Origin of the sequence: Streptomyces sp. NP160 (genome assembly GCF_006335115.1) — a bacterium.
Classification (GTDB): domain Bacteria; phylum Actinomycetota; class Actinomycetes; order Actinomycetales; family Quadrisphaeraceae; genus Quadrisphaera.
In genome coordinates this window covers 33084-57535 of record NZ_VDMJ01000003.1, presented here as the reverse complement: position 1 = coordinate 57535, position 24452 = coordinate 33084, and the positions used below count along the sequence as shown (strand labels likewise).

The window sequence follows — 24452 nt, the reverse complement described above, 5'->3', positions numbered from 1 at the left end:
GGTCGTTCGTTAGCATCATCGACAGACAGATCTCGAGGAGGAACACCCAGTGGCCAAGGCCAAGTTCGAGCGGACCAAGCCCCACGTCAACATCGGGACGATCGGGCACATCGACCACGGCAAGACGACGCTGACCGCGGCGATCTCCAAGGTCCTGCACGACAAGTACCCGGACCTGAACCCCTTCACGCCGTTCGACCAGATCGACAAGGCGCCGGAGGAGAAGCAGCGCGGCATCACGATCTCGATCGCGCACGTCGAGTACCAGACCGAGTCGCGCCACTACGCGCACGTCGACTGCCCCGGGCACGCCGACTACATCAAGAACATGATCACCGGTGCGGCCCAGATGGACGGGGCGATCCTCGTCGTCGCCGCCACCGACGGCCCGATGCCGCAGACCAAGGAGCACGTGCTCCTGGCCCGCCAGGTCGGCGTCCCCTACATCGTGGTGGCGCTGAACAAGGCCGACATGGTCGACGACGAGGAGATCCTCGAGCTCGTCGAGATGGAGGTCCGCGAGCTGCTGTCCTCCTACGAGTTCCCGGGTGACGACCTGCCCGTCGTCCGCGTCTCCGCGCTGAAGGCGCTCGAGGGCGACGCCGAGTGGGGCGAGAAGCTCATGGAGCTCATGGACGCGGTGGACGCCTCCATCCCGCAGCCGGAGCGCGAGGTCGACAAGCCGTTCCTCATGCCCATCGAGGACGTCTTCACGATCACCGGCCGCGGCACCGTGGTGACCGGCCGCATCGAGCGCGGCATCCTCAAGGTCAACGAGACCGTCGAGATCGTCGGCATCAAGACCGCGTCGCAGTCCACGACCGTGACCGGCATCGAGATGTTCCGCAAGCTGCTCGACGAGGGCCAGGCCGGCGAGAACGTCGGTCTGCTGCTCCGCGGCCTCAAGCGCGAGGACGTCGAGCGCGGCCAGGTCGTCTGCAAGCCGAAGTCGATCACCCCCCACACCGACTTCGAGGCGCGCGTCTACATCCTGTCCAAGGACGAGGGTGGCCGTCACAACCCGTTCTACTCGAACTACCGTCCGCAGTTCTACTTCCGGACGACCGACGTCACCGGCGTCATCACGCTGCCCGAGGGCACCGAGATGGTCATGCCGGGCGACAACACCGAGATGACGGTGGCCCTGATCCAGCCGATCGCCATGGAGGAGGGCCTGCGCTTCGCCATCCGCGAGGGCGGCCGCACCGTGGGCGCCGGTCAGGTCGTCAAGATCATCAAGTGATCTGAGCCCTCCGGGGCGACGATGACGGCGAAGGGCCCGGGAGCTGAGCTCCCGGGCCCTTCGTGCTGCCCGGGCCCCGCCGAGGGGCTCCAGGAGCAGGGCGCGGAGGTGGGCGTGCCGAGCCGCCCCGGACGGGCGCCCCGGGGCCCCGCCAGCGGATTGGACCGGCGAGGGTCTCGTCTGGCAAGATGGGCGGGTCGTTCGGCGTGCGCGCCCCCGCCCAGTGCGGGGGCGCCCCGCTGCGGGCCCCCAACGGGCGCGCATCACGGATCGCCGGCGCCCGGGAGACCGGGCAGGACAGCAGACCTCCACAGGTGGCAGCGCGCCAGAGCGCTCGGGGAAGGGCGACACGCCCGACCTCGGGGGCCGGTGGCCGCCCCGTGGCACAGCGGGACGAGAGAGGGACGGGCCATGGCGGGACAGAAGATCCGCATCCGGCTGAAGTCGTACGACCACGAGGTCATCGACAGCTCCGCGCGCAAGATCGTCGACACGGTCAGCAACGCCGGTGCGACGGTGGTCGGCCCGGTGCCGCTGCCGACCGAGAAGAACGTGTACGTCGTCATCCGCTCGCCGCACAAGTACAAGGACAGCCGCGAGCAGTTCGAGATGCGCACGCACAAGCGGCTGATCGACATCATCGACCCGACGCCGAAGGCGGTCGACTCGCTGATGCGCCTCGACCTCCCCGCCGACGTCAACATCGAGATCAAGCTCTGAGCCTGGTCACGGAACAGACAGAGCTGCGAGGAGAACGACGATGAGCACGACCACCGACGCGCCGCGCCGCGTCGCGGGCCTGCTGGGCACCAAGCTGGGGATGACCCAGGTCTGGGACGAGGCCGGGCGCCTCGTGCCGGTGACCGTCATCCAGGCGGGCCCGTGCGTGGTGACGCAGGTGCGCACCCCCGAGACCGACGGCTACGACGCTGTGCAGATCGCCTTCGGCGCGATCGACCCGCGCAAGGTCAACAAGCCGCTGTCCGGCCACTTCGAGAAGGCCGGCACCACCCCCCGCCGCCACGTCGCGGAGCTGCGCACCCCCGACGCCGGGCAGTACGCGGCCGGCCAGGAGCTGACGGTCGAGCTGTTCAGCGCCGGCCAGCGCATCGACGTGGGCGGCACCACGCGCGGCAAGGGCTTCGCGGGCGTCATGAAGCGCCACGGCTTCGCCGGCGTCTCGGCCAGCCACGGTGCGCACCGCAACCACCGCAAGCCGGGCTCCATCGGCGGGTGCGCCACCCCCGGCCGCGTCTTCAAGGGCCTGCGCATGGCCGGCCGCATGGGCGGCGAGCGCCAGACCACGCAGAACCTGCTCGTCCACGCCGTCGACGCCGAGCGCGGCTACGTGCTGGTCAAGGGCGCCGTCCCGGGCCCGCGCGGCGCCGTCGTCGTCCTCAAGACCGCGGCCAAGGCCGCTCAGGAGGGCTGAGCCCCATGACCACCACCGAGATCCTGGACACGGCCCCCGCCGACCGCACGGTCGACGTCATCGGCCCGGACGGTTCCGCCTCCGGCTCCGCGACGCTGCCGGGCTCCGTCTTCGACGTCCAGACCAACGTGCCGCTGATCCACCAGGTCGTGGTGGCCCAGCTGGCCGCGGCCCGCCAGGGCACGCACGCCACCAAGACCCGCGGCGAGGTCCGCGGCGGTGGCAAGAAGCCCTACAAGCAGAAGGGCACCGGCCGCGCCCGCCAGGGCTCCACCCGCGCCCCGCAGTTCGCCGGCGGTGGCACCGTCCACGGCCCGCAGCCGCGTGACTACAGCCAGCGGACGCCCAAGAAGATGAAGGCCGCTGCCCTGCGCGGCGCCCTGTCCGACCGGGCCCGCCACTCCCGCGTGCACGTCCTGTCCGCCGTCGTGGCGGGCGAGGTCCCGAGCACCAAGAGCGCGATCGGCCTGCTCTCCGGCCTGTCCGAGCGCCAGCAGCGCCTCGTGGTGCTGCAGCGCGGCGACGAGCTGAGCTGGAAGAGCCTGCAGAACGCGGCCGGCGTGCACCTGCTGTTCGCCGACCAGCTCAACACCTACGACGTCCTGTGCTCCGACGACGTCGTGTTCACCTCCGGCGCGCTGGAGGCCTTCCTGGCCGGCGCCACCCGCAGCGAGGAGGCCGCTCGATGAGCGAGACGCCCACCACGCCGTCGACCGCGACCAGCGCGTTCGCCGGCATCGGCAAGGACCCGCGCGACGTGCTCGTCGCCCCGGTCGTGTCCGAGAAGAGCTACGCGCTGCTCGACCAGGGCAAGTACACGTTCCTGGTGGACCCGCGCGCCAACAAGACCGAGATCAAGGTCGCCGTCGAGAAGGTCTTCGGCGTCAAGGTCGCCTCGGTCAACACCCTCAACCGCGAGGGCAAGAAGCGCCGCACGCGCACGGGGACCGGCAAGCGCAAGGACACCAAGCGCGCCGTCGTCACCCTGCGCGAGGGCACCATCGACATCTTCGGGGGAGGGGCCTGAGATGGGCATCCGCCAGTACAAGCCCACCACGCCGGGCCGTCGCGGCTCCTCGGTCGCTGACTTCGTCGAGGTCACTCGCAGCGAGCCCGAGAAGTCCCTCGTCCGCCCGCTGCCGAAGAAGGGCGGCCGCAACTCCAGCGGCCGCATCACGACGCGCCACCAGGGCGGCGGCCACAAGCGCGCCTACCGCGTGATCGACTTCCGCCGCCACGACAAGGACGGCGTGCCCGCGACGGTCGCTCACATCGAGTACGACCCCAACCGCACGGCGCGCCTGGCGCTCCTGCACTACGTGGACGGGACCAAGCGCTACATCCTGGCGCCGACCCGTCTCAAGCAGGGCGACCGCATCGAGAACGGCCCCGAGGCCGACATCAAGCCGGGCAACAACCTGCCGCTGCGCAACATCCCCGTCGGCACCGTCGTGCACGCCGTGGAGCTGCGCCCGGGCGGCGGCGCCAAGATGGCCCGCTCGGCCGGCGCCTCGATCCGGCTGGTGGCCCGCGAGGGCGGCACGGCGCAGCTGCGCATGCCGTCCGGCGAGGTCCGCACCGTCTCGGTCGAGTGCCGCGCGACGGTCGGCGAGGTCGGCAACGCCGAGCAGTCGAACATCAACTGGGGCAAGGCCGGCCGCATGCGCTGGAAGGGCAAGCGCCCGACCGTCCGCGGTGTCGCCATGAACCCGATCGACCACCCGCACGGTGGTGGTGAGGGCAAGACCTCCGGTGGTCGTCACCCGGTCAGCCCCTGGGGCCAGGCCGAGGGTCGTACCCGCCGTCCCGGCAAGGCCAGCGACCGCCAGATCGTCCGTCGGCGCACTGCCGGCAAGAAGCGCTGAGGGAGTAGCTGAGCCATGCCGCGCAGCCTGAAGAAGGGCCCCTTCGTCGACGACCACCTCGCCAAGAAGGTGGACGCCCAGAACGAGAAGGGCACGAAGAACGTCATCCGCACGTGGTCGCGCCGTTCGATGATCATCCCGGACATGCTCGGGCACACGATCGCCGTGCACGACGGCCGCAAGCACGTGCCGGTGTTCGTCACCGAGGCGATGGTCGGGCACAAGCTCGGCGAGTTCGCCCCCACCCGCACCTTCCGCGGGCACGAGAAGGACGACCGCCGGGGCCGTCGCCGCTGACCCCGGTCAGCAGGCGACGAACACCCCGACCCAGCCGAGACACGAGGCAGGACGAGACATGGAAGCCAAGGCGCAGGCGCGGTACGTCCGCGTGACGCCGCAGAAGGCACGGCGCGTCGTGGACCTGATCCGCGGACGCCGTGCGAGCGAGGCGGTGGCGGTGCTGAGCTTCGCCCCCCAGTCGGCCAGCGAGCCGGTGCTCAAGGTCGTGCAGAGCGCGATCGCGAACGCCCGGGTCAAGGCCGACCGCGCCAGCGAGGCCTTCGACGAGCGCAGCCTGGTCATCAGCGCGGCGTACGTCGACGAGGGCGTCACGCTGAAGCGCTTCCGGCCGCGGGCCCAGGGCCGCGCGGGCCGGATCAACAAGCGCACCAGCCACATCACCGTGGTGGTCGCCCCCGAGGCCGACAAGGCCGGCGCGGGAGCCTCCAGCGGTGACCAGCAGACGAGGAGGGCCCGCTGATGGGGCAGAAGGTCAACCCGAACGGGTTCCGCCTCGGCATCACCACCGACCACCGGTCGCGCTGGTTCGCCGACAGCACCCGCCCGGGGCAGCGCTACCGCGACTACGTGAAGGAGGACGTGGAGATCCGCCGGCTCATGTCGAAGGGCATGGACCGGGCCGGCATCGCCCGCGTCGAGATCGAGCGCACCCGTGACCGCGTGCGCGTCGACATCCACACCGCCCGCCCGGGCATCGTCATCGGCCGCCGCGGCGCCGAGGCCGACCGCCTGCGCGGCGAGCTGGAGAAGCTCACCGGCAAGCAGGTCCAGCTGAACATCCTCGAGGTGAAGAACCCCGAGGTCGAGGCGCAGCTGGTCGCGCAGGGCATCGCGGAGCAGCTCGCGAGCCGCGTGTCGTTCCGCCGCGCCATGCGCAAGGGCATGCAGTCGGCGCAGCGCGCCGGCGCCAAGGGCATCCGCGTGCAGTGCTCGGGCCGCCTGGGTGGCGCCGAGATGAGCCGCTCGGAGTTCTACCGCGAGGGCCGTGTGCCCCTGCACACGCTCCGCGCGTACATCGACTACGGCTTCTACGAGGCCAAGACCACCTTCGGCCGCATCGGCGTGAAGGTCTGGGTCTACAAGGGCGACCACACCCAGCGCGAGCTCGCCGCGCAGGCCGCCACCGCTCCCCGCGGTGCGCGTCCGCCGCGCGGTGACCGCCCGCAGCGCGGTGACCGTCCCCAGCGCGGGGGCAACCCGCAGCGCGGCGAGGGCCAGGCCCCCGCCGCCGCCACCACCGCTCCGGCCGAGGCCGGGGCGTCCGCACCCGGATCGGAGGGCTGACCCGTGCTGATCCCTCGGCGCCTCGCGCACCGCAAGCAGCACCACCCCACCCGTCGTGGCCAGGCCACCGGCGGCACCGCGATCACGTTCGGTGACTTCGGCATCCAGGCGCTGGAGCACGGCTACGTGACCAACCGGCAGATCGAGTCCGCTCGTATCGCCATGACCCGCCACATCAAGCGCGGCGGCAAGGTCTGGATCAACATCTACCCGGACCGCCCGCTGACCAAGAAGCCCGCCGAGACCCGCATGGGTTCGGGCAAGGGCTCGCCCGAGTGGTGGATCAGCAACGTCAAGCCCGGACGCGTGATGTTCGAGCTGTCCGGCGTGCCGGAGGAGATCGCCCGCGAGGCGATGCGGCGCGCGATCCACAAGCTGCCGATGAAGTGCCGCTTCATCACCCGTGAGGGAGGGCTGTCCTGATGGCCGTCGGGTCCAAGGGCTTGGAGCCCACCGCGCTGCGCGGCTTCGAGGACGAGCGCCTCGTCGAGGAGCTGCGGAAGGCCAAGGAGGAGCTCTTCAACCTCCGCTTCCAGTCGGCCACCGGGCAGCTCGAGAACCACGGCCGGCTGCGCGCCGTCCGCCGGGACATCGCCCGGATCTACACGACGATGCGTGAGCGCGAGCTCGGCATCGGGGAGGTCGACGCCCAGTGAGCGAGAACACCACCACCACCGAGGGCCAGGCCCGCGGCTACCGCAAGACGCGCCGCGGCTACGTGGTCAGCGACAAGATGACCAAGACCGTGGTCGTCGCCGTCGAGGACCGCGTGAAGCACCCCCTCTACGCCAAGGTCATCCGCCGCACCGTCAAGGTGAAGGCGCACGACGAGAACGAGACCGCTGGCATCGGCGACCTCGTCAGCATCGCCGAGACCCGTCCGCTGTCGGCCACCAAGCGGTGGCGCGTGGTCGAGGTCCTCGAGCGGGCCAAGTAAGCCCACCCCACGGTCCCATCTAGTTCCGCGAGGCTCGACCCCCGCCGGCCGGCTGGCCGGCGGCGGGCGAGGACCGGCGTGACGACAGGAGAGAAGCAGTGATCCAGCAGGAGTCGCGGCTGCGCGTCGCCGACAACACGGGTGCCAAGGAGATCCTCTGCATCCGCGTGCTCGGCGGCAGCGGACGCCGCTACGCCGGCATCGGCGACGTCATCGTCGCCACCGTCAAGGACGCCATCCCCGGGGGTGCCGTCAAGAAGGGCGACGTCGTCAAGGCGGTCGTCGTCCGCACCACCAAGGAGAACCGTCGTCCGGACGGCTCATACATCCGCTTCGACGAGAACGCCGCGGTGATCCTGCGCAACGACGGCGACCCGCGCGGCACCCGCATCTTCGGCCCGGTGGGCCGCGAGCTGCGGGACAAGAAGTTCATGCGGATCATCTCGCTCGCCCCGGAGGTGCTCTGACCCATGGCCAAGACCCGCATCAAGAAGGGTGACCTGGTCCAGGTCATCACCGGCAAGAAGCAGGCCCGTGGTGGCGACCGCGGCAAGACCGGCCGCGTCCTCGAGGTCTACCCCGACCGCGGCCGCGTCCTGGTCGAGGGCATCAACCGCGTGACCAAGCACGTGAAGGCCGGCCAGACCGCCCGCGGCTCGCGCACCGGTGGCATCGAGACGCACGAGGCGCCGCTGCACATCAGCAACGTCGCGCTCGTCGACCCCAAGACCAAGAAGCCCACCCGCGTGGGCATCCGCACCGAGACCGTCGAGCGCGACGGCGTGCAGCGCACCGTGCGCGTGCGCGTCGCCCGCCGCTCGGGCGAGGACATCGCATGAGCACCGACACGACCGCCAGCACGGACGCTCAGGCCACCGGCACCAAGGTGCCGCCGCGCCTGAAGACGCGCTACGCCCAGGAGATCGCCCCGGCGCTGCGCGAGCAGTTCAAGCACGACAACGTGATGCAGGTCCCGCGCCTGGTCAAGGTCGTCGTGAACATGGGCGTCGGCGAGGCCGCTCGCGACTCGAAGCTCATCGACGGCGCCGTGCGCGACCTCACGCTCATCACGGGCCAGCGCCCGGCGGTGACGAAGGCGCGCAAGTCCATCGCGCAGTTCAAGCTGCGCGAGGGCATGCCGATCGGCGCCCACGCCACGCTGCGCGGCGACCGCATGTGGGAGTTCCTGGACCGCCTGGTCAGCCTCGCGCTGCCCCGGATCAGGGACTTCCGCGGGCTCTCGCCCAAGCAGTTCGACGGCCGCGGCAACTACACCTTCGGCCTCGACGAGCAGTCGATGTTCCACGAGATCGACCAGGACAAGATCGACCGCGTCCGCGGCATGGACATCACGGTCGTCACCACCGCGACGAGCGACGACGAGGGCCGGGCGCTGCTGCGCCTGCTCGGCTTCCCGTTCCGCGAGAACTGACCGAGGACTGAGGCAGACACCCATGGCCAAGACCGCTCTGATCGTCAAGGCGTCGCGCAAGCCGAAGTTCGCCGTGCGCGCCTACACCCGCTGCCAGAAGTGCGGTCGCCCGCACTCGGTGTACCGCAAGTTCGGCCTGTGCCGCGTGTGCCTGCGAGACATGGCCCACCGCGGCGAGCTCCCGGGCATCACCAAGAGCTCCTGGTAAGCAGCACGCTCCTCACACTCCTGTTGAACCACTGCGCCGCAGGCCCCGCACGGACAGCCGTCCGGGGGACCACGGCGAGGAAGGGCGGACGAGCCCGATGACCATGACCGACCCGATCGCGGACATGCTGACGCGCCTGCGGAACGCCAACTCGGCGTACCACGACGACGTCGCCATGCCCTACAGCAAGCTGAAGTCCCGCGTGGCGGAGATCCTCAAGAGCGAGGGTTACATCGCCTCGTGGCGCGTCGAGGACGCCGAGGTGGGCAAGCGCCTCGTGCTGGACCTCAAGTACGGCCCCAACCGGGAGCGCTCGATCGCCGGCCTGCGCCGCGTCAGCAAGCCCGGTCTGCGCGTGTACGCCAAGTCGACCAACCTGCCGCGCGTCCTCGGTGGCCTGGGGGTGGCGATCCTCTCGACCTCCTCCGGCCTCCTGACCGACCGCCAGGCGAGCAAGCAGGGCGTGGGCGGGGAAGTCCTCGCCTACGTCTGGTGAGGGGGTAGAGCATGTCGCGCATCGGAAGGCTCCCCGTGGCCGTGCCGGCCGGGGTGGACGTCACCATCGACGGTGCCGAGGGCCGCACCGTCACCGTCAAGGGCCCCAAGGGGACCCTCACGCACACCGTGCCCGCGCCGCTGTCCGTCGACCGCGGTGAGGACGGCGTCCTCGCCGTCACGCGTCCGAACGACGAGCGGCTGTCCAAGTCGCTGCACGGCCTGACCCGCACGCTGCTGGCCAACATGGTCACCGGCGTGACGCAGGGCTTCGAGAAGCAGATGGAGATCGTGGGTACCGGCTACCGCGTGCAGGCACGCGGTTCCGACCTGGAGTTCGCCCTCGGCTTCAGCCACCCCGTGCTGGTCAAGGCACCCGAGGGCATCACCCTCACGGTGTCCGCCCCCAACCGCTTCGCGGTGGCGGGCATCGACAAGCAGCGCGTCGGTGAGGTCGCTGCGAACATCCGCAAGCTGCGCAAGCCCGACCCCTACAAGGGCAAGGGCGTGCGCTACGCCGGCGAGGTCGTCCGGCGCAAGGTCGGGAAGGCTGGTAAGTAGTCATGGCTCTCGCCAGTAGGACGAAGCTCCTCCGCAAGGGCGCTGCCAAGACGGGCTCCGCCGCCCGCTCCCGCCGCCACCTGCGCGTGCGCAAGAAGGTCACCGGCACCGCGGTCCGTCCGCGGCTGGTGGTCGTCCGCTCCGCGCGGCACATCGCCGTCCAGGTCGTGGACGACACCGTCGGCCGCACGCTGGCGTCGGCCTCCACCATGGAGGCCGACCTGCGCGGGCACGACGGCGACAAGACGGCCAAGGCCCGACGCGTCGGCGAGCTCGTCGCCGAGCGCGCCAGGGCCGCGGGCGTGGAGGCCGTGGTCTTCGACCGCGGCGGCAACCGCTACCACGGCCGTGTGGCCGCGGTCGCGGACGGCGCCCGCGAGGGGGGGCTCTCCCTGTGAGCACCCGTACGAACCTGACCAACGGAAGGAACGCCTGATGCCCGGACCACAGCGCAGGGGCGCCGGTGGCCCCCCCAGCGGGACCGGCGGCCCGGGGAACGACCGCGGCCAGCGCGGCGGCAACGACCGGGGCGGGCGCGGCGGCAACGACCGCGGCGGCCGCGGCGGTGACGCCGAGCGCAGCCAGTTCCTGGAGCGCGTCGTGACCATCAACCGCGTCGCCAAGGTCGTCAAGGGCGGCCGGCGCTTCAGCTTCACCGCGCTCGTCGTGGTGGGTGACGGCGACGGCACCCTCGGCGTCGGCTACGGCAAGGCCAAGGAGGTGCCCGCGGCGATCGCCAAGGGCGTGGAGGAGGCGAAGAAGAACTTCTTCCGCGTCCCCCGGATCCAGGGCACGATCCCCCACCCGGTGCAGGGCGAGGACGCTGCTGGCGTCGTGCTGCTGCGCCCGGCGAGCCCCGGTACCGGCGTCATCGCCGGTGGCCCGGTGCGCGCCGTGCTCGAGTGCGCCGGCATCCACGACGTGCTGAGCAAGTCCCTGGGCTCCTCCAACGCGATCAACATCGTGCACGCCACGGTGACCGCGCTGAAGGGCCTCGAGCAGCCCGAGTCCGTCGCGGCGCGCCGCGGCCTGTCGGTCGAGGAGGTCGCTCCGGCGGCCCTCCTGCGGGCCAGGGCGGCGGCCGTCTGATGGCGCAGCTCAAGGTGACCCAGGTCAAGTCTGAGATCGGTGGCAAGCAGAACCACCGCGACACGCTGCGCACCCTCGGTCTCAAGCGGATCGGCCAGTCGGTCGTCCGTGAGGACCGCCCCGAGGTGCTGGGCATGCTGCGCGCGGTGCGCCACCTCGTGACCGTGGAGGAGGTCAGCAGCTGATGAGCGAGACCACTGAGCACACGTTGAAGGTCCACCACCTGCGGCCCGCCCCCGGGGCGAAGACCGCGAAGACCCGCGTGGGTCGTGGTGAGGCCAGCAAGGGCAAGACCGCCGGCCGCGGCACCAAGGGCACGAAGGCCCGCTACCAGGTGTCCGCGCGCTTCGAGGGTGGCCAGATGCCCCTGCACATGCGCCTGCCCAAGCTGCGCGGCTTCACCAACCCCGCGAAGGTCGTGTCCCAGGTCGTGAACCTGGACCGCATCTCCGAGCTGTTCCCCCAGGGCGGCGAGGTCGGTGTGGACGAGCTCGTGGCCGTCGGTGCCGTGCGCGCCGGGCAGCGCGTCAAGGTGCTCGGCACCGGTGACATCAGCGTCCCGGTCCAGGTGACCGCGCACGCGTTCTCGGCGTCGGCGGAGGCGAAGATCGCCGCCGCCGGCGGGACCACCACCCGGCTCTGACCGGGTGCGGCCGCCGGTCCCCCCGCCAGGGGGGCCGGCGCGGCGCCAGAGGGCCCGGACCGCGCAGCAGCGCGGTCCGGGCCCTCTGTCCGCCCGGCCCCGCCGGTGGTCCGCCGAGGGCCCGCGCACCCCGGAGGTGCGGAGGCGCCACGGCGGGTCACCGCGCCGGGTAACCTCGCCGGGTCGGCACCCGGGCCGCTCGGGCGACCTCGAGCGGGGCGCTGGCACCGCGGGGCGCGTCGTGACAGACCCGCGCCGCCGTCACGGCCCCCCGCGGGCCGCGGCAGGTGCCGCGCTCGCAGCCGAGCCTCGGACGAGGTGCCGGCGGAGACTGACCAGGAGGACACGTGCTAGGTGCGTTCGTGCGGGCGTTCAGGACGCCCGACCTGCGACGCAAGATCGTCTTCACGCTGGCGATCATGGCGGTGTTCCGCCTCGGGTCCTTCGTGCCGGCGCCGGGCGTCAGCTACACCAACGTGCAGCAGTGCCTCGCGGGCATCGACACCCAGAGCGACCTGCTGGGGCTGGTCAACCTCTTCAGCGGCGGTGCGCTGCTCCAGCTCAGCGTCTTCGCGCTGGGGATCATGCCGTACATCACCGCGAGCATCATCATCCAGCTGCTCCGGGTGGTGATCCCCCGCTTCGAGGAGCTGCACAAGGAGGGGCAGTCCGGCACCGCGAAGCTGACGCAGTACACGCGGTACCTGACCATCGCCCTGGCGGTGCTGCAGTCCACCACCTACGTGGCGGTCGCCCGCTCCGGCAACCTCTTCGGCTCGAGCTCCGGCGCCTGCGCCGACGTCATCCCCGACGACTCCGTGCCCGTGCTGCTCCTCATGGTGCTGACCATGACGGCCGGCACCGGCCTGGTGATGTGGATGGGCGAGATGGTGACCGAGCGCGGTGTCGGCAACGGCATGTCGCTGCTCATCTTCACCTCCGTCGCCGCCCAGTTCCCGACCTCGATCGCCGCCATCGGGCGCGAGCGGGGCTGGGGCACGATGGCGCTCGTCATCGCCGTCGGCCTGCTCATCGTGGCCGCCGTCGTCTTCGTCGAGCAGTCCCAGCGGCGCATCCCGGTGCAGTACGCCAAGCGCATGGTGGGCCGCCGCATGTACGGGGGCACGAGCACCTACATCCCGATGAAGGTCAACATGGCCGGCGTCATCCCGGTCATCTTCGCCTCGTCCCTGCTGTACCTGCCGGCCCTGGCCGCCCAGTTCGGCGACCCGACCGACAGCTGGGTGATCTTCATCCAGAACACGTTCACGCGCGGCGACCACCCGGCGTACATCGTCGCCTACGTCCTGCTCATCGTGTTCTTCACGTACTTCTACGTCGCCATCACGTTCAACCCGGACGAGGTGGCCGACAACATCAAGCGGGTGGGCGGGTTCATCCCCGGCGTCCGCGCGGGCCGCCCCACGGCCGAGTACCTCGACCACGTCCTCACGCGCATCACCCTGCCGGGAGCCCTCTACCTGGGGCTCGTGGCGCTGGTGCCGCTGGTCGCCCTCGTGGCGGTCGGCGCCAACCAGAACTTCCCCTTCGGTGGTACGTCCATCCTCATCGTCGTCGGCGTCGGCCTGGAGACGGTGAAGCAGATCGAGTCCCAGCTCCAGCAGCGCCACTACGAGGGGTTCCTCCGATGACCGACAGCCCTGACTCCCGCCCCACCGCCGTCGACGCCGGCCCCGCCGCCACGCCGTCGCGCGTGGTCCTGCTCGGCCCGCCCGGAGCGGGCAAGGGCACGCAGGCCGCGCTGCTGGCCGAGCGGCTGGGCGTCCCCGCCATCTCCACCGGCGACATCTTCCGCGCCAACAAGGCCGCGGGGACGGACCTGGGCCGCGAGGCGCAGCGGTACATGGACGCCGGCGAGTACGTCCCCGACGACGTCACCAACCGCATGGTCGCGGACCGCCTGTCCCAGCCGGACGCCTCCGCGGGCTTCCTGCTGGACGGCTACCCCCGCACCACCGCCCAGGTGCGCACGCTCGACGAGGTGCTCGCCGCCGCCGGGACGGGCCTGGACGCGGTGCTCGAGATCACCGCGGACGTCGACGTCGTCGTCGAGAGGCTCCTCAAGCGCGCCAGCGAGCAGGGCCGCAGCGACGACACCGAGGAGGTCGTGCGCCGGCGCCTGGAGGTCTACGCCGAGCAGACCGCCCCGCTGGCGGCGGCGTACGCGACGCGGGGGCTGCTCGTCACGGTCGACGGCGTGGGTGCGGTCGACGAGGTCTCGCGGCGCGTCGCGGCGGCCCTGCGCGCCGCCGGTGGCGACGCCAGCAGCGCCGCCGCCGCCGGCGCCTGAGGGCGGGCCCGCAGCGGTGCTGGGGCGCGAGCGGATCGAGTACAAGCGGCCCGAGCAGGTGCTGCTCATGCGCCGGGCCGGGCTGGTGGTGGCCGAGGCGCTCGCCGCGGTCCGCGCCGCCGTGCGCCCGGGCGTGACGACGGGCGACCTCGACGACGTCGCGGCGCAGGTCATCCGCGACGCGGGCGCCGTGCCGTCGTTCCTCGGCTACCACGGGTACCCGCGCACCCTGTGCACGTCCGTGGGAGCCGAGGTGGTGCACGGCATCCCGGGGGACCGCGTGCTCGTGGCGGGCGACGTGCTCAGCGTCGACTGCGGCGCCGTGGTGGACGGCTGGCACGGGGACGCGGCGTTCTCGGTGCTCGTCGGGGATCCCGAGCACCACGACCCGGCGGACGTCGCGCTCGTGGAGACCACGCGCGCCTCGATGTGGGAGGGCATCGCCGCCCTCGCCCGCGGCCTCGCGCAGGGCCAGCGGCTCGGCGTGGTGGGGGACGCCGTCGAGGGGTGCGCGGAGGAGGCCGCGGCGGCCGGGGGAGCGCCCCTGGCAGTGGTCGACGGGTACGTCGGCCACGGCATCGGCACGGCGATGCACCAGCCGCCGGAGGTGCTCAACCACCGGAGCCGGTCGCGCGGGCCCAAGCTGCGGCCCGGGCTGTGCGTGGCGGTGGAGCCGATGCTCTCGCGGGGCACCGCCGACACCGACGTCCTCGAGGACGGCTGGACGGTGGTCACCACCGACGGCAGCCGCGCCGCGCACTGGGAGCACACCGTGGCCCTGGGGGAGCGCGGTGCGTGGGTCCTCACCGCCGAGGACGGGGGTGCGGCCGAGCTGGGTGCCCGGGGCGTGCAGGTGGCGCCCCTGGCGCCCCTGGCGTGAGGGGCTGCGCAGGCGGCGGGGGGAGCGATTTCACCGAGCCGGGTGCTGTGGCTTAGCATGGAGGGTCGCTCCCGTGCGTCCGCCCTCTCCCGGTCGGTCACCTGCGGAGCCCGACCGGCCCTCACGGCCGGACGACGACCAGTTGCAAGGGCCGGAGGCGCCAGCGCGCCGCCGGCCGGTGAGCGGAGGACATGCCCAAGAAGGACGGCGTCATCGAGATCGAGGGCGCGGTGGTCGAGGCCCTGCCGAACGCCATGTTCCGCGTGGAGCTCTCGAACGGCCACAAGGTGCTCGCGCACATCTCGGGGAAGATGCGGCAGCACTACATCCGCATCCTCCCGGAGGACCGCGTGGTCGTGGAGCTCAGCCCGTACGACCTCTCCCGCGGTCGCATCGTCTACCGCTACAAGTGAGCCGCTCGCACCACGGCTCGCAGCTCCCCACCCTCAGCCACTCCCGCACGACAGGACGATCATGAAGGTCAAGCCGAGCGTCAAGCAGATCTGCGACAAGTGCAAGGTGATCCGCCGGCACGGTCGCGTGATGGTCATCTGCGAGAACCTGCGCCACAAGCAGCGCCAGGGCTGAGCAGAGCACCACCCGCACGACGCAGCACCAGCTCCACCCGCTCCACCCGGACCCGCAGGGTCCACCAGCACGCAGAGCAGCCCACGGCCCCCAGGGCCGACACCCCCGGCCCGGAGGCCGGGGACCCGCCGACCGGCGGGGCACGGGCTGCCGCAGACCTCCGGACGACGGACAGGACAGCAGTGGCACGCATCGTCGGCGTCGACCTCCCCCGCGAGAAGCGGCTCGAGGTGGCGCTCACCTACATCTTCGGCATCGGCCGCACCCGTGCGCTCGAGGTGCTCGCAGCGACCGGCATCAGCGGTGACACCCGCGTGCGCGACCTCGGCGAGCCCGAGCAGGTCGCGCTGCGCGAGTACATCGAGGCCAACTACCGGGTCGAGGGCGACCTCCGCCGCGAGGTGTCCGCCGACATCCGCCGCAAGGTCGAGATCGGCACCTACGAGGGCCTGCGGCACCGCCGCGGCCTGCCCGTGCGCGGCCAGCGCACCAAGACCAACGCGCGCACCCGCAAGGGCCCGAAGCGCACGGTCGCCGGCAAGAAGAAGGCCGGGCGCAAGTGACGCGCGGCTGAGCGGCGCCCGCGCCCGTCCACAGCACGGCGCCACGTCCGCCAGCCGCCCCACGGCCCCACCGGCCAGCCGCACACGAGACCCTCGGACCCAGGAGAAGAGCCATGCCCCCCACGACCCGCCGCGCCGCCGCCGGCGCAGCCCGCCGCCCGCGCCGCAAGGAGCGGAAGAACGTCGCCGTCGGCCAGGCGCACATCAAGAGCACCTTCAACAACACGATCGTCTCGATCACCGACCCCTCGGGCGCCGTGATCTCCTGGGCCTCCGCGGGCCAGGTCGGCTTCAAGGGCTCGCGCAAGTCCACCCCCTTCGCCGCCCAGATGGCCGCCGAGGCCGCCGCCCGCCGCGCGCAGGAGCACGGGATGCGCAAGGTCGACGTGTTCGTCAAGGGCCCCGGCTCCGGCCGCGAGACCGCGATCCGCTCCCTGCAGGCCACCGGCCTGGAGGTCGGGCAGATCTCCGACGTCACGCCCGTCCCGCACAACGGCACGCGCCCCCCGAAGCGCCGCCGCGTCTGACCTCCCTGCCGTGGCGCGGGCCCCTGCGGCCCGCGCCACGACGAGCTCCACCAGCTCCACCAGCCCCACCCCCGGGCGGCAGACCGACGCCGCCCGGGGTGAACACGCGCCGCAGGGTCATATGGCGGACCCTCGGCAGGAAGGCACCCACCCGTGCTCATCGCACAGCGCCCCACGCTCCTCGAGGAGCCGATCGCCGACCACCGCTCCCGGTTCGTCATCGAGCCGCTCGAGCCCGGCTTCGGCTACACCCTCGGCAACTCCCTGCGCCGCACGCTGCTGTCGTCCATCCCGGGCGCGGCCGTGACCAGCATCCGCATCGACGGCGTGCTGCACGAGTTCAGCACGGTGCCGGGCGTCAAGGAGGACGTCACCGAGCTGATCCTCGGCATCAAGGGCCTCGTCGTCTCCAGCGAGCACGACGAGCCCGTGGTGATGTACCTGCGCAAGCAGGGCCCCGGCGTCGTGACCGCCGCCGACATCGCGCCTCCGGCCGGTGTCGAGGTGCACAACCCCGAGCTGGAGCTCGCCACCCTCGACGAGACCGCCCGCCTCGAGGTGGAGCTGACCGTCGAGCGCGGGCGCGGGTACGTCTCCGCCGCGCAGAACAAGGACGCGGACGCCGAGATCGGCCGCATCCCGGTCGACTCGATCTACTCCCCGGTCCTCAAGGTGACCTACAAGGTCGAGGCCACCCGCGTGGAGCAGCGCACCGACTTCGACCGCCTGGTCGTGGACGTCGAGACCAAGCCGTCCACGCGCCCCCGCGACGCGATGGCCAGCGCGGGCAAGACGCTCATGGAGCTGTTCGGCCTGGCCCGCGAGCTCAACGTCGAGGCCGAGGGCATCGACATCGGCCCGTCGCCGTCCGACGCGGCGCTGGCGGCCGACCTCGCCCTGCCGATCGAGGAGCTCGAGCTCACGGTCCGCTCCTACAACTGCCTCAAGCGCGAGGGCATCCACACCGTGGGTGAGCTCACCGCGCGCAGCGAGGCCGACCTGATGGACATCCGCAACTTCGGCGCGAAGTCCATCGACGAGGTCAAGGTCAAGCTGCAGGGCATGGGCCTGCAGCTCAAGGACAGCCCCCCCGGGTTCGACCCCGGTCTGGCGGTCGACAGCTACGGCGCGGACGACGACTCCGCGTTCGCCGAGACCGAGCAGTACTGAGCCCCACCTCAGCCCCACCGCGGCGCTGGCCGGTCCCGACCAGCGCTGAGCGGCTCCCGGGGCGCCGGACCACCGCGGTCCGGCGCCCCGGGGCCGCAGCAGCACCGACGCACGACTGACGATCACTGGAGACGAGATGCCCACCCCCACCAAGGGTCCGCGGCTCGGCAGCGGCCCGGCGCACGAGCGCCTGCTGCTCGCCGGCCTGGCCACCCAGCTGTTCGAGCACCGCAGCATCACGACCACGGAGGCCAAGGCCAAGCGCCTGCGCCCCCTGGCCGAGCGCCTCGTGACGTTCGCGAAGCGCGGTGACCTCGCAGCCCGCCGCCGCGTCCTGTCGACCGTGAAGGACAAGGGCGTCGTGCACGCCCTCTTCACGGAGATCGGGCCCGCCATGGCCGAGCGCCCGGGCGGCTACACCCGCATCACCAAGATCGGCCCGCGCAAGGGTGACAAGGCCCCCATGGCCGTCATCGAGCTGGTCCTCGAGCCGCTGACCGCGCGCGCCGCCACCGTGCGCGAGGCCGAGGCAGCGACAGCCCGCTCCGCGCGCGGCAACCAGCCCGCTGCGGCGACCGCCACGGAGGCGGAGGCCACCGAGGCCCCGGCCGCCGAGGAGCAGGCCGAGCCGACCTCGCAGGCCGCTCCGTCCGCCGAGGCCGGTGACACCACGGCCGTGACCCCGGCCGAGTCGCAGGTCGACGACGCCGCCGGCTCCGCCGAGGCGCCCAAGGCCTGACGAGCCGCACGTCCACGGGGGCCCCTGCACCGCGAGGTGCAGGGGCCCCCGTCGTCGTGCGGCCCCCCGGCCGCGCCCCGCGGCGCCCGTGGCAGGGTCCTCGCGTGCAGGACGCGCAGGCCCAGGTGCCCGAGGGACGGCCCGGCGCGGCGGGTCCGCGCGTGCGAGTCCGGCTGGACCTCGGCTACGACGGCACGGACTTCGCCGGGTGGGCCCGCCAGCCGGGGCTGCGCACCGTCCAGGGGGAGCTCGAGGACGGCCTGGCCCGGGTGCTCCGGCTGGGCGAGCCGCCCGCGACGGTGGTGGCGGGGCGCACCGACGCCGGCGTCCACGCCCGGGGGCAGGTGGTGCACGTCGACGTCCCCCTGCCCGCGTGGGAGCAGCTGCCTGGCAGGTCGGCCAGGACACCGGCCGCCTCGCTCGTCACGCGGCTGGCGGGGGTGCTTCCGACCGACGTGGTCGTCCGGGCCGCGGCACCGGCCCCTGACGGCTTCGACGCCCGCTTCGCAGCCCTGCGGCGCCACTACGCCTACCGGATCTCGGACCGCCCCGGGGGGACGGACCCGCTGCGGCGGCGCGACGTGGTAGACGCCCGCCGCGCGGGCGCGGGAGCGCACGGGCGCCTCGACGAGGCGGCGATGGACGCCGCGTCCCGGGCGCTGGAGGGGCTCCACGACTTCGCCGCCTTCTGCCGCCCGCGGGAGGGCGCCACGACCACCCGCACGCTGCTGCGCTACCGCTGGCGGCGCGAGCACGGCCGCGCGCCGGCGGGCGAGGGGGACCTGCTGGTGGCCGAGGTGGTCGCCGACGCGTTCTGCCACTCCATGGTGCGCGCCCTCGTCGGGGCCGCCGTGGCCGTCGGGTCGAGGCGCCGTCCGGTGGAGTGGCCCGCGCAGGTGCTCGCCGCCGCCCGGCGCGACCCGGGGGTCACCGTGGCGCCGGCCCACGGGCTCGTGCTCGAGCGCGTGGACTACCCGGACGACCCCGACCTCGCCCTGCGCGTCCGGCAGGCCCGCGCGCGCCGCGACGAGCCGCAGGCGGCACCCCCGGGGGGAGGCGCTCAGCAGGACGGCTGAGGCGCTCCGTGGCAGCCTCGTGACCATGAGCACCCCCGGGGCCCAGCCCGACCAGGACCCGATCACCTCGATGGCCGACACCGAGGACGACGCCTACCAGAGCGAGCTCCTCGACGAGGGCCACTCGCCTCGTGAGCGCGACGTGCGCGTGGGCCGCTTCGGGATGACCGCCGACGAGGAGCTGGCCGGCGAGACCCTCGACGAGCGCCTCGCCGAGGAGGAGCCGGACCCGTCCGCGTCGGTCGTCCTGGACGGCTCCGACGAGGAGGGCCAGCCGCGCGGCAGCGGCGACCGCGACGCCTCCGCCGGTCTCGCGGACGACGGCGACCTGCCGGCCGACCAGCCCGCCTCCGGCGACGTCGAGGGGGAGCTCCTGGACGACGAGGTGGGCGACGCGCGCGCCGGCCGCCTCGTGGAGCCGGACCAGGGCGCCTCGGAGGACCGGGAGAAGAGCGCCGTGGCGAGCGACGCCGGCATCGACGGCGGCGCGGCCTCCGCCGAGGAGGCCGCCGTCCACGTCGTCCCCGACCCCGAGGACGACTGACCCCGAGGACGCCCGACCCCCACCGCCGCGCGCCGCGTCGGCGGTCCCGGCGCGGTCCTCGTCAGCTCCCACGCGGCCCCGGCCCCGGCGCGTCCCGGGGCCGGGGCCGCGTTTTGACCCGGGGGACCGGCGCCGAGTAGTCTGCTGGCCGTCGTGCGTTCGACGTCGCCGTGAACGGTGGACACACCTCCGGCGCAACCGGTCGAGGCGCACCCCCAGCAGTACCAGCACCACCCCTCACGAACCACTGTCCACAGAGCGAAGGTCCGAGCGTGCGCACGTACACCCCCAAGCCCGGCGAGGTCGACCGCGCCTGGCACGTCATCGACGCCTCGGACGTCGTCCTGGGCCGTCTGGCCAGCCAGACCGCGCGTCTGCTGCGCGGCAAGCACAAGCCCGTGTTCGCCCCGCACGTCGACACCGGTGACTTCGTCATCATCATCAACGCCGACAAGGTCGTCCTCACGGGCAGCAAGTCGGAGCAGAAGCGGGTCTACCGCCACTCGGGCTACCCGGGCGGTCTGAAGTCGGAGCGCTACACCGACCTCCTCGCCCGCGACCCCGAGCGCGCCATCGAGCGCGCCGTGCGCGGCATGATCCCCAAGAACTCCCTGGGCCGTGAGGTCCTCGGCAAGCTCAAGGTCTACGCGGGCCCCGAGCACCCCCACGCCGCCCAGAAGCCCACGCCGTACACCCTGACCCAGGTCGCGCAGTGAGCGCGCAGGAGGACCTCCGTTGAGCACCGACACCGCGCCCGTCGACGCCCCCCTCGAGGACGGCGGCTACGACGAGGACGAGCTGAGCAGCTACTCGACCACCAGCCCCGGCATCGCCGGCGGTGGCTCGAGCATCACCGCCCCGGGTGCGGCCACCGGCCGCCGCAAGGAGGCCGTGGCGCGGGTGCGCATCGTCCCCGGCTCCGGCCAGTGGTCCATCAACGGGCGCGACCTCGAGTCGTACTTCCCGAACAAGGTCCACCAGCAGATGGTGAACGAGCCCTTCCGCGTCACTGAGGTCGAGGGCCGCTTCGACGTCATCGCCCGCATCGACGGCGGCGGCGTCTCCGGCCAGGCCGGTGCGCTGCGCCTGGGCATCGCCCGCGCCCTCAACGGCATCGACGTCGAGGCCAACCGCCCTTCGCTCAAGAAGGCCGGCTTCCTGAGCCGCGACGCGCGGATCAAGGAGCGCAAGAAGGCCGGCCTCAAGAAGGCCCGCAAGGCTCCTCAGTACAGCAAGCGCTGACCCGGCTCGTCCGGCTGCAGCTTCCCCGCAGCACGAGCAGGACCAGAGGCTGACATGGGTCGCTACTTCGGCACGGACGGCGTGCGCGGTCTCGCGAACGTCGACGTCACCGCGGAGCTCGCCCTCGACCTGTCGGTGGCCGCGGCGCACGTGCTCGGAGACGCAGGAGCGTTCTCCGGGCACCGCCCGCGGGCCGTGGTCGGTCGCGACCCCCGCGCGTCGGGAGAGTTCCTCTCGGCAGCGGTGGTCGCCGGGCTGGCGAGCGCCGGCGTGGACGTCTCCGACGTCGGTGTGCTGCCGACCCCGGGCATCGCCCACGTCGTCGCCGCCACGGGGGCGGACCTCGGCGTGGTGCTGTCCGCGTCGCACAACCCGGTGCCGGACAACGGCATCAAGTTCTTCGCCCGCGGCGGCCACAAGCTGCCCGACGAGGTGGAGGACGCCATCGAGGGGCGCCTGCGCGAGCCGTGGGCGCGCCCCACGGGCGCCGGCGTCGGGCGGGTCACCGCCGACGCCGGTGCCGGGGCGCGGTACGTGGACCACCTCCTCGCCACGCTGCCCCACCGGCTGGACGGGCTGCGCGTCGTCGTCGACTGCGCCCACGGAGCCGCCTGGAGCGTCGGGCCGGAGGCGCTGCGCCGCGCCGGAGCCGACGTGGTCGTCATGGGCGCGGAGCCGGACGGGCTCAACACCAACGACGGTGTGGGGTCGACCCACCTCGAGCCACTGCAGCGGGCCGTGGTCGAGCACCGCGCGGACGCCGGCATCGCCTTCGACGGTGACGCCGACCGGTGCCTGGCCGTCGACGCGGCGGGACGGGTCGTCGACGGCGACCAGATCATGGGCGTGCTCGCGCTGGCTCTCGCCGAGCGCGGGCAGCTGCCCGGCTCGGTGCTCGTCGCCACGGTCATGAGCAACCTCGGGCTGCTGCTGGCCATGCGCGCCGCGGGCGTCGAGGTCCTGCAGACCGCCGTGGGCGACCGCTACGTGCTCGAGGCCATGCGCGAGGGCGGCTACGCCCTCGGCGGTGAGCAGTCAGGCCACGTCGTGATGCTCGAGCACCAGACCACCGGCGACGGCGTGCTCACCGCCCTGCACCTGCTCGCCCGGGTCGCCGAGGTGGGCCGCCCCCTGGCGGAGGTCGCCTCCGTGGTCCAGCGGCTGCCGCAGGTGCTGGTCAACGTGCCGCGCGTCGACAAGTCGCGGGCCAGCTCCGACGAGCACGTCTCGGCGGCCGTCGCCGCAGCATCCGCGGAGCTCGGCGAGACCGGCCGCGTGCTGCTGCGCCCCTCCGGCACCGAGCCGCTCGTCCGCGTCATGGTGGAGGCGGGCGACGAGGCGCAGGCCCGGGCCGTCGCTGACCGGCTCGCCGGCGTCGTCGGGGAGCGCCTGGCCCTCTGAGGCCGTCCCCGGCGGCACGCGGTCGCCGACGGCGGCGGTGGTGGTGCCAGCCGGCGGTGTCAGCCCGGCGGCGCGAGCGCCGTCCCCGTCGCGAGCCCGACGCCGAGCGCGCCCAGGCTCCCGAGCAGGTGCACCGACGCGGTGGCCCCTGCTGCGGCCCACCGGCGCGCCTGCGCGAGCCTGACCACCTCGAGGGCGGCGCTGCTGAAGGTGGTGAAGGAGCCGCAGAAGCCGGTCGCTGCGGCCACGAGCCACAGCGGGCCGCGCGACGTGGACGTACCGGGGGGCGCGAGCCCCACGAGCACGCCGAGCAGCAAGGCGCCCAGCAGGTTGACGACCAGGGTCCCCGGGGGGACGGCCGGCGGGCGGGACGGGGTCGCGGACCGGTGCCGGCGCTGCCAGCGGGCCAGGACGGCGCAGTCCAGCGCGTAGCGCGCAGGGGCACCGGCCACGCCGCCCAGCACGACGAGCAGGAGGGCTGCGCCGGTCACGGGGCGCTCCTGGTCCGGCCCCGCCCCGCTGAGGCGACCAGCACCCCCAGCGCTGCGCACACGACCCCCGCCGCCGCGGTGGCCAGCGCGTAGCCGACACCCAGGCCCACCTGGCCCGAGCGCAGGTACTGGTCGACCTCCAGCGCGAAGGTGCTGTAGGTGGTGAAGGCGCCCAGCACGCCGGTGCCCACGGCGAGCCGGACCGCCCTGCGGCGCCCCTCGTCGGGCCCGCGGCGCGCCAGCGCCTCCAGGACCAGCCCGAGCGCGAAGGCGCCCACGAGGTTGGTGGTGAAGGTGGCCGTCGGCCACCCCGACGCGGGCCCCGGCAGCGCCAGAGCCAGCGCCCAGCGCAGCGGCGCCCCGACGGCACCCCCCAGCGCCACCAGCCCCAGCAGCCGCCACGGCGGCAGCCCCGCCCGGCCGGCAGCACCGCTCACGCGCGGCTCACAGCTTGCGCAGGCGCACGCGCGTCACGGAGTGGTCCGCCGCCTTGCGCAGGACGATCGTGGCGCGCCCCCGCGTGGTGAGGACGTTCTCCACGAGGTTCGGCTCGTTGATGCTCGACCAGATCTCCCGCGCGCGGGCCCGGGCCTGGGCGTCGGACAGGTCCGCGTAGCGGCGGAAGTACGACTCCGGGCGGGAGAAGGCCGTCTGGCGCAGCCGCAGGAAGCGCTCCTCGTACCAGGTGGCGACGTCCTCGGTGCGGGCGTCCACGTAGAGCGAGACGTCGAAGAAGTCGCTCACCGCCAGCCCGGTGCGCCCGTCGCTGCGGGGCCGCGCGGGCTGCAGCACGTTGAGGCCCTCGACGATGAGGACGTCGGGGGAGCGCACCACGACCTCCGCCCCGGGGACGATGTCGTAGACGAGGTGGGAGTACAGGGGGGCCCGCACCTCCGGCGCCCCGGACTTCACCGCCGTCACGAAGCGGAGCAGCGCGCGGCGGTCGTAGGACTCGGGGAAGCCCTTGCGGCCGAGCAGCCCGCGTCGCTCCAGCTCCGCGTTGGGCATCAGGAACCCGTCGGTGGTCACCAGCTCGACGCGCGGGGTGTCGGGCCAGTGCGAGAGCAGCTCGCGCAGCAGGCGCGCCACCGTCGACTTGCCGACCGCCACCGACCCCGCCACCCCGATGACGAAGGGGGTGCGCGGCCCGGGCGCGACGCCGGAGCCGTCCCCGAGGAACGTGGAGGTCACCGCGTGCATCCGCGCCGCGCCGGCGGCGTAGAGGTTCAGCAGCCGGGACAGCGGCAGGTAGACCTCCTCCACCTCCCGCAGGTCGATCCGCTCCCCGAGGCCGCGCACGCGCTCGAGGTCCGCGGCGGTGAGGTTCATGGGCGTGGAGGCGCGCAGGCGGCTCCACGCGGCGCGGTCCAGGTCGACGAAGGGGGACGCGCCGGGCCTGGTCGCCGGTGCCACGGCGGGCAGGGACCCCGT

At 73.1% G+C, this 24452-nt stretch carries 39 protein-coding genes; 36 read left to right on the top strand and 3 right to left on the bottom strand.

Annotated features, from left to right (window positions below; all coding sequences use genetic code 11):
* The first annotated feature begins 49 nt into the window (after positions 1–49).
* From tuf to glmM, 36 genes are all read left to right on the top strand, one after another.
* Complete coding sequence (gene tuf / locus FHN55_RS01445) at positions 50–1243, top strand: elongation factor Tu (protein ID WP_139710066.1); 1194 nt, start codon at positions 50–52, stop codon at positions 1241–1243.
* 411 nt (positions 1244–1654) lie between these two features.
* The gene (gene rpsJ, locus FHN55_RS01440) at positions 1655–1963 is read left to right on the top strand and encodes a 30S ribosomal protein S10 (RefSeq protein ID WP_109773091.1); all 309 of its coding nucleotides are present in this window, start codon (positions 1655–1657) and stop codon (positions 1961–1963) included.
* A gap of 40 nt (positions 1964–2003) precedes the next feature.
* Positions 2004–2675: a 50S ribosomal protein L3 gene (rplC, locus tag FHN55_RS01435; protein ID WP_180357564.1), complete on the top strand. Its 672-nt coding sequence runs from the start codon at positions 2004–2006 to the stop codon at positions 2673–2675.
* 5 nt (positions 2676–2680) lie between these two features.
* On the top strand, positions 2681–3364 hold the full coding sequence (gene rplD, locus FHN55_RS01430) for a 50S ribosomal protein L4 (RefSeq protein ID WP_139710064.1): 684 nt from the start codon (positions 2681–2683) through the stop codon (positions 3362–3364).
* Positions 3361–3702 (top strand): 50S ribosomal protein L23, encoded by a 342-nt coding sequence (gene rplW / locus FHN55_RS01425; protein WP_139710062.1) that lies wholly within the window; start codon positions 3361–3363, stop codon positions 3700–3702. Before rplD ends, rplW begins: the two co-directional genes overlap by 4 nt.
* 1 nt (position 3703) lies before the next feature.
* A complete protein-coding gene (gene rplB, locus FHN55_RS01420) occupies positions 3704–4540 on the top strand; it encodes a 50S ribosomal protein L2 (RefSeq protein ID WP_139710060.1) in 837 nt (278 codons plus the stop codon).
* Positions 4541–4555: 15 nt separating this feature from the next.
* Positions 4556–4837, top strand: coding sequence for a 30S ribosomal protein S19 (rpsS, locus tag FHN55_RS01415; protein WP_139710058.1), 282 nt, complete (start codon positions 4556–4558; stop codon positions 4835–4837).
* A gap of 58 nt (positions 4838–4895) precedes the next feature.
* Positions 4896–5300 carry a 50S ribosomal protein L22 gene (rplV, locus tag FHN55_RS01410; protein WP_139710056.1) on the top strand — a complete coding sequence of 135 codons (405 nt, stop codon included), beginning with the start codon at positions 4896–4898 and terminating at the stop codon, positions 5298–5300.
* Positions 5300–6124: a 30S ribosomal protein S3 gene (rpsC, locus tag FHN55_RS01405; protein ID WP_139710054.1), complete on the top strand. Its 825-nt coding sequence runs from the start codon at positions 5300–5302 to the stop codon at positions 6122–6124. The genes rplV and rpsC overlap by 1 nt, the downstream gene beginning before the upstream one ends.
* 3 nt (positions 6125–6127) lie before the next feature.
* Positions 6128–6547, top strand: a complete 420-nt coding sequence (gene rplP, locus FHN55_RS01400) for a 50S ribosomal protein L16 (RefSeq protein WP_139710052.1) — start codon at positions 6128–6130, stop codon at positions 6545–6547.
* The gene (rpmC, locus tag FHN55_RS01395) at positions 6547–6780 is read left to right on the top strand and encodes a 50S ribosomal protein L29 (RefSeq protein WP_109773083.1); all 234 of its coding nucleotides are present in this window, start codon (positions 6547–6549) and stop codon (positions 6778–6780) included. The genes rplP and rpmC overlap by 1 nt, the downstream gene beginning before the upstream one ends.
* The gene (gene rpsQ, locus FHN55_RS01390; RefSeq protein ID WP_139710049.1) at positions 6777–7061 is read left to right on the top strand and encodes a 30S ribosomal protein S17; all 285 of its coding nucleotides are present in this window, start codon (positions 6777–6779) and stop codon (positions 7059–7061) included. Before rpmC ends, rpsQ begins: the two co-directional genes overlap by 4 nt.
* Before the next feature lie 98 nt (positions 7062–7159).
* Positions 7160–7528, top strand: a complete 369-nt coding sequence (gene rplN, locus FHN55_RS01385; protein ID WP_139710047.1) for a 50S ribosomal protein L14 — start codon at positions 7160–7162, stop codon at positions 7526–7528.
* A gap of 3 nt (positions 7529–7531) precedes the next feature.
* The gene (gene rplX, locus FHN55_RS01380) at positions 7532–7900 is read left to right on the top strand and encodes a 50S ribosomal protein L24 (RefSeq protein WP_139710045.1); all 369 of its coding nucleotides are present in this window, start codon (positions 7532–7534) and stop codon (positions 7898–7900) included.
* Positions 7897–8493: a 50S ribosomal protein L5 gene (gene rplE, locus FHN55_RS01375; protein WP_139710043.1), complete on the top strand. Its 597-nt coding sequence runs from the start codon at positions 7897–7899 to the stop codon at positions 8491–8493. Before rplX ends, rplE begins: the two co-directional genes overlap by 4 nt.
* Before the next feature lie 22 nt (positions 8494–8515).
* Entirely contained in the window at positions 8516–8701 is a 186-nt protein-coding gene (locus FHN55_RS01370) for a type Z 30S ribosomal protein S14 (RefSeq protein ID WP_109773078.1), read from the top strand.
* 97 nt (positions 8702–8798) lie between these two features.
* The gene (gene rpsH, locus FHN55_RS01365) at positions 8799–9197 is read left to right on the top strand and encodes a 30S ribosomal protein S8 (protein ID WP_139710041.1); all 399 of its coding nucleotides are present in this window, start codon (positions 8799–8801) and stop codon (positions 9195–9197) included.
* 11 nt (positions 9198–9208) lie between these two features.
* The gene (gene rplF / locus FHN55_RS01360) at positions 9209–9757 is read left to right on the top strand and encodes a 50S ribosomal protein L6 (protein WP_139710039.1); all 549 of its coding nucleotides are present in this window, start codon (positions 9209–9211) and stop codon (positions 9755–9757) included.
* 2 nt (positions 9758–9759) lie between these two features.
* Positions 9760–10155 (top strand): 50S ribosomal protein L18, encoded by a 396-nt coding sequence (rplR, locus tag FHN55_RS01355; RefSeq protein WP_139710037.1) that lies wholly within the window; start codon positions 9760–9762, stop codon positions 10153–10155.
* 37 nt (positions 10156–10192) lie between these two features.
* Complete coding sequence (rpsE, locus tag FHN55_RS01350) at positions 10193–10846, top strand: 30S ribosomal protein S5 (RefSeq protein ID WP_139710035.1); 654 nt, start codon at positions 10193–10195, stop codon at positions 10844–10846.
* Positions 10846–11031 (top strand): 50S ribosomal protein L30, encoded by a 186-nt coding sequence (rpmD, locus tag FHN55_RS01345; RefSeq protein WP_139710033.1) that lies wholly within the window; start codon positions 10846–10848, stop codon positions 11029–11031. Before rpsE ends, rpmD begins: the two co-directional genes overlap by 1 nt.
* Positions 11031–11489, top strand: coding sequence for a 50S ribosomal protein L15 (gene rplO, locus FHN55_RS01340; RefSeq protein WP_139710031.1), 459 nt, complete (start codon positions 11031–11033; stop codon positions 11487–11489). Before rpmD ends, rplO begins: the two co-directional genes overlap by 1 nt.
* Before the next feature lie 347 nt (positions 11490–11836).
* Positions 11837–13141, top strand: coding sequence for a preprotein translocase subunit SecY (gene secY / locus FHN55_RS01335; RefSeq protein WP_139710029.1), 1305 nt, complete (start codon positions 11837–11839; stop codon positions 13139–13141).
* Complete coding sequence (locus tag FHN55_RS01330; RefSeq protein WP_180357563.1) at positions 13138–13800, top strand: adenylate kinase; 663 nt, start codon at positions 13138–13140, stop codon at positions 13798–13800. Before secY ends, FHN55_RS01330 begins: the two co-directional genes overlap by 4 nt.
* Before the next feature lie 34 nt (positions 13801–13834).
* A complete protein-coding gene (gene map / locus FHN55_RS01325; RefSeq protein WP_257570628.1) occupies positions 13835–14680 on the top strand; it encodes a type I methionyl aminopeptidase in 846 nt (281 codons plus the stop codon).
* A gap of 191 nt (positions 14681–14871) precedes the next feature.
* Entirely contained in the window at positions 14872–15093 is a 222-nt protein-coding gene (infA, locus tag FHN55_RS01320; protein ID WP_109773068.1) for a translation initiation factor IF-1, read from the top strand.
* Between the two features lie 61 nt (positions 15094–15154).
* Positions 15155–15268 carry a 50S ribosomal protein L36 gene (gene rpmJ, locus FHN55_RS01315; RefSeq protein ID WP_109773067.1) on the top strand — a complete coding sequence of 38 codons (114 nt, stop codon included), beginning with the start codon at positions 15155–15157 and terminating at the stop codon, positions 15266–15268.
* A 182-nt stretch (positions 15269–15450) separates the two neighbouring features.
* Positions 15451–15831, top strand: coding sequence for a 30S ribosomal protein S13 (gene rpsM / locus FHN55_RS01310; protein WP_139710027.1), 381 nt, complete (start codon positions 15451–15453; stop codon positions 15829–15831).
* A 113-nt stretch (positions 15832–15944) separates the two neighbouring features.
* Positions 15945–16358, top strand: coding sequence for a 30S ribosomal protein S11 (rpsK, locus tag FHN55_RS01305; RefSeq protein ID WP_139710024.1), 414 nt, complete (start codon positions 15945–15947; stop codon positions 16356–16358).
* A gap of 153 nt (positions 16359–16511) precedes the next feature.
* Positions 16512–17528: a DNA-directed RNA polymerase subunit alpha gene (locus tag FHN55_RS01300; protein WP_139710023.1), complete on the top strand. Its 1017-nt coding sequence runs from the start codon at positions 16512–16514 to the stop codon at positions 17526–17528.
* 136 nt (positions 17529–17664) lie between these two features.
* Positions 17665–18267, top strand: coding sequence for a 50S ribosomal protein L17 (gene rplQ, locus FHN55_RS01295; RefSeq protein ID WP_139710021.1), 603 nt, complete (start codon positions 17665–17667; stop codon positions 18265–18267).
* Positions 18268–18371: 104 nt separating this feature from the next.
* On the top strand, positions 18372–19343 hold the full coding sequence (gene truA / locus FHN55_RS01290; RefSeq protein ID WP_257570614.1) for a tRNA pseudouridine(38-40) synthase TruA: 972 nt from the start codon (positions 18372–18374) through the stop codon (positions 19341–19343).
* Positions 19344–19368: 25 nt separating this feature from the next.
* On the top strand, positions 19369–19887 hold the full coding sequence (locus tag FHN55_RS01285) for a DUF5709 domain-containing protein (protein WP_139710019.1): 519 nt from the start codon (positions 19369–19371) through the stop codon (positions 19885–19887).
* A 272-nt stretch (positions 19888–20159) separates the two neighbouring features.
* Positions 20160–20603 carry a 50S ribosomal protein L13 gene (gene rplM, locus FHN55_RS01280; RefSeq protein ID WP_109773062.1) on the top strand — a complete coding sequence of 148 codons (444 nt, stop codon included), beginning with the start codon at positions 20160–20162 and terminating at the stop codon, positions 20601–20603.
* Positions 20604–20685: 82 nt separating this feature from the next.
* Positions 20686–21129 carry a 30S ribosomal protein S9 gene (gene rpsI, locus FHN55_RS01275; RefSeq protein ID WP_373995690.1) on the top strand — a complete coding sequence of 148 codons (444 nt, stop codon included), beginning with the start codon at positions 20686–20688 and terminating at the stop codon, positions 21127–21129.
* A 54-nt stretch (positions 21130–21183) separates the two neighbouring features.
* Positions 21184–22530: a phosphoglucosamine mutase gene (gene glmM, locus FHN55_RS01270; RefSeq protein ID WP_139710015.1), complete on the top strand. Its 1347-nt coding sequence runs from the start codon at positions 21184–21186 to the stop codon at positions 22528–22530.
* Between the two features lie 59 nt (positions 22531–22589).
* On the opposite strand, the gene FHN55_RS01265 is transcribed toward glmM, so the two are convergent.
* The 3 genes from FHN55_RS01265 to coaA are packed head-to-tail and all read right to left on the bottom strand — an operon-like array spanning position 22590 to position 24443.
* Positions 22590–23021 (bottom strand): CrcB family protein, encoded by a 432-nt coding sequence (locus FHN55_RS01265; RefSeq protein WP_180357562.1) that lies wholly within the window; start codon positions 23019–23021, stop codon positions 22590–22592.
* Positions 23018–23458, bottom strand: coding sequence for a CrcB family protein (locus tag FHN55_RS01260; protein WP_139710013.1), 441 nt, complete (start codon positions 23456–23458; stop codon positions 23018–23020). Before FHN55_RS01260 ends, FHN55_RS01265 begins: the two co-directional genes overlap by 4 nt.
* A 7-nt stretch (positions 23459–23465) precedes the next feature.
* Positions 23466–24443 carry a type I pantothenate kinase gene (coaA, locus tag FHN55_RS01255; RefSeq protein ID WP_139710311.1) on the bottom strand — a complete coding sequence of 326 codons (978 nt, stop codon included), beginning with the start codon at positions 24441–24443 and terminating at the stop codon, positions 23466–23468.
* Between the last annotated feature and the right edge of the window lie 9 nt (positions 24444–24452).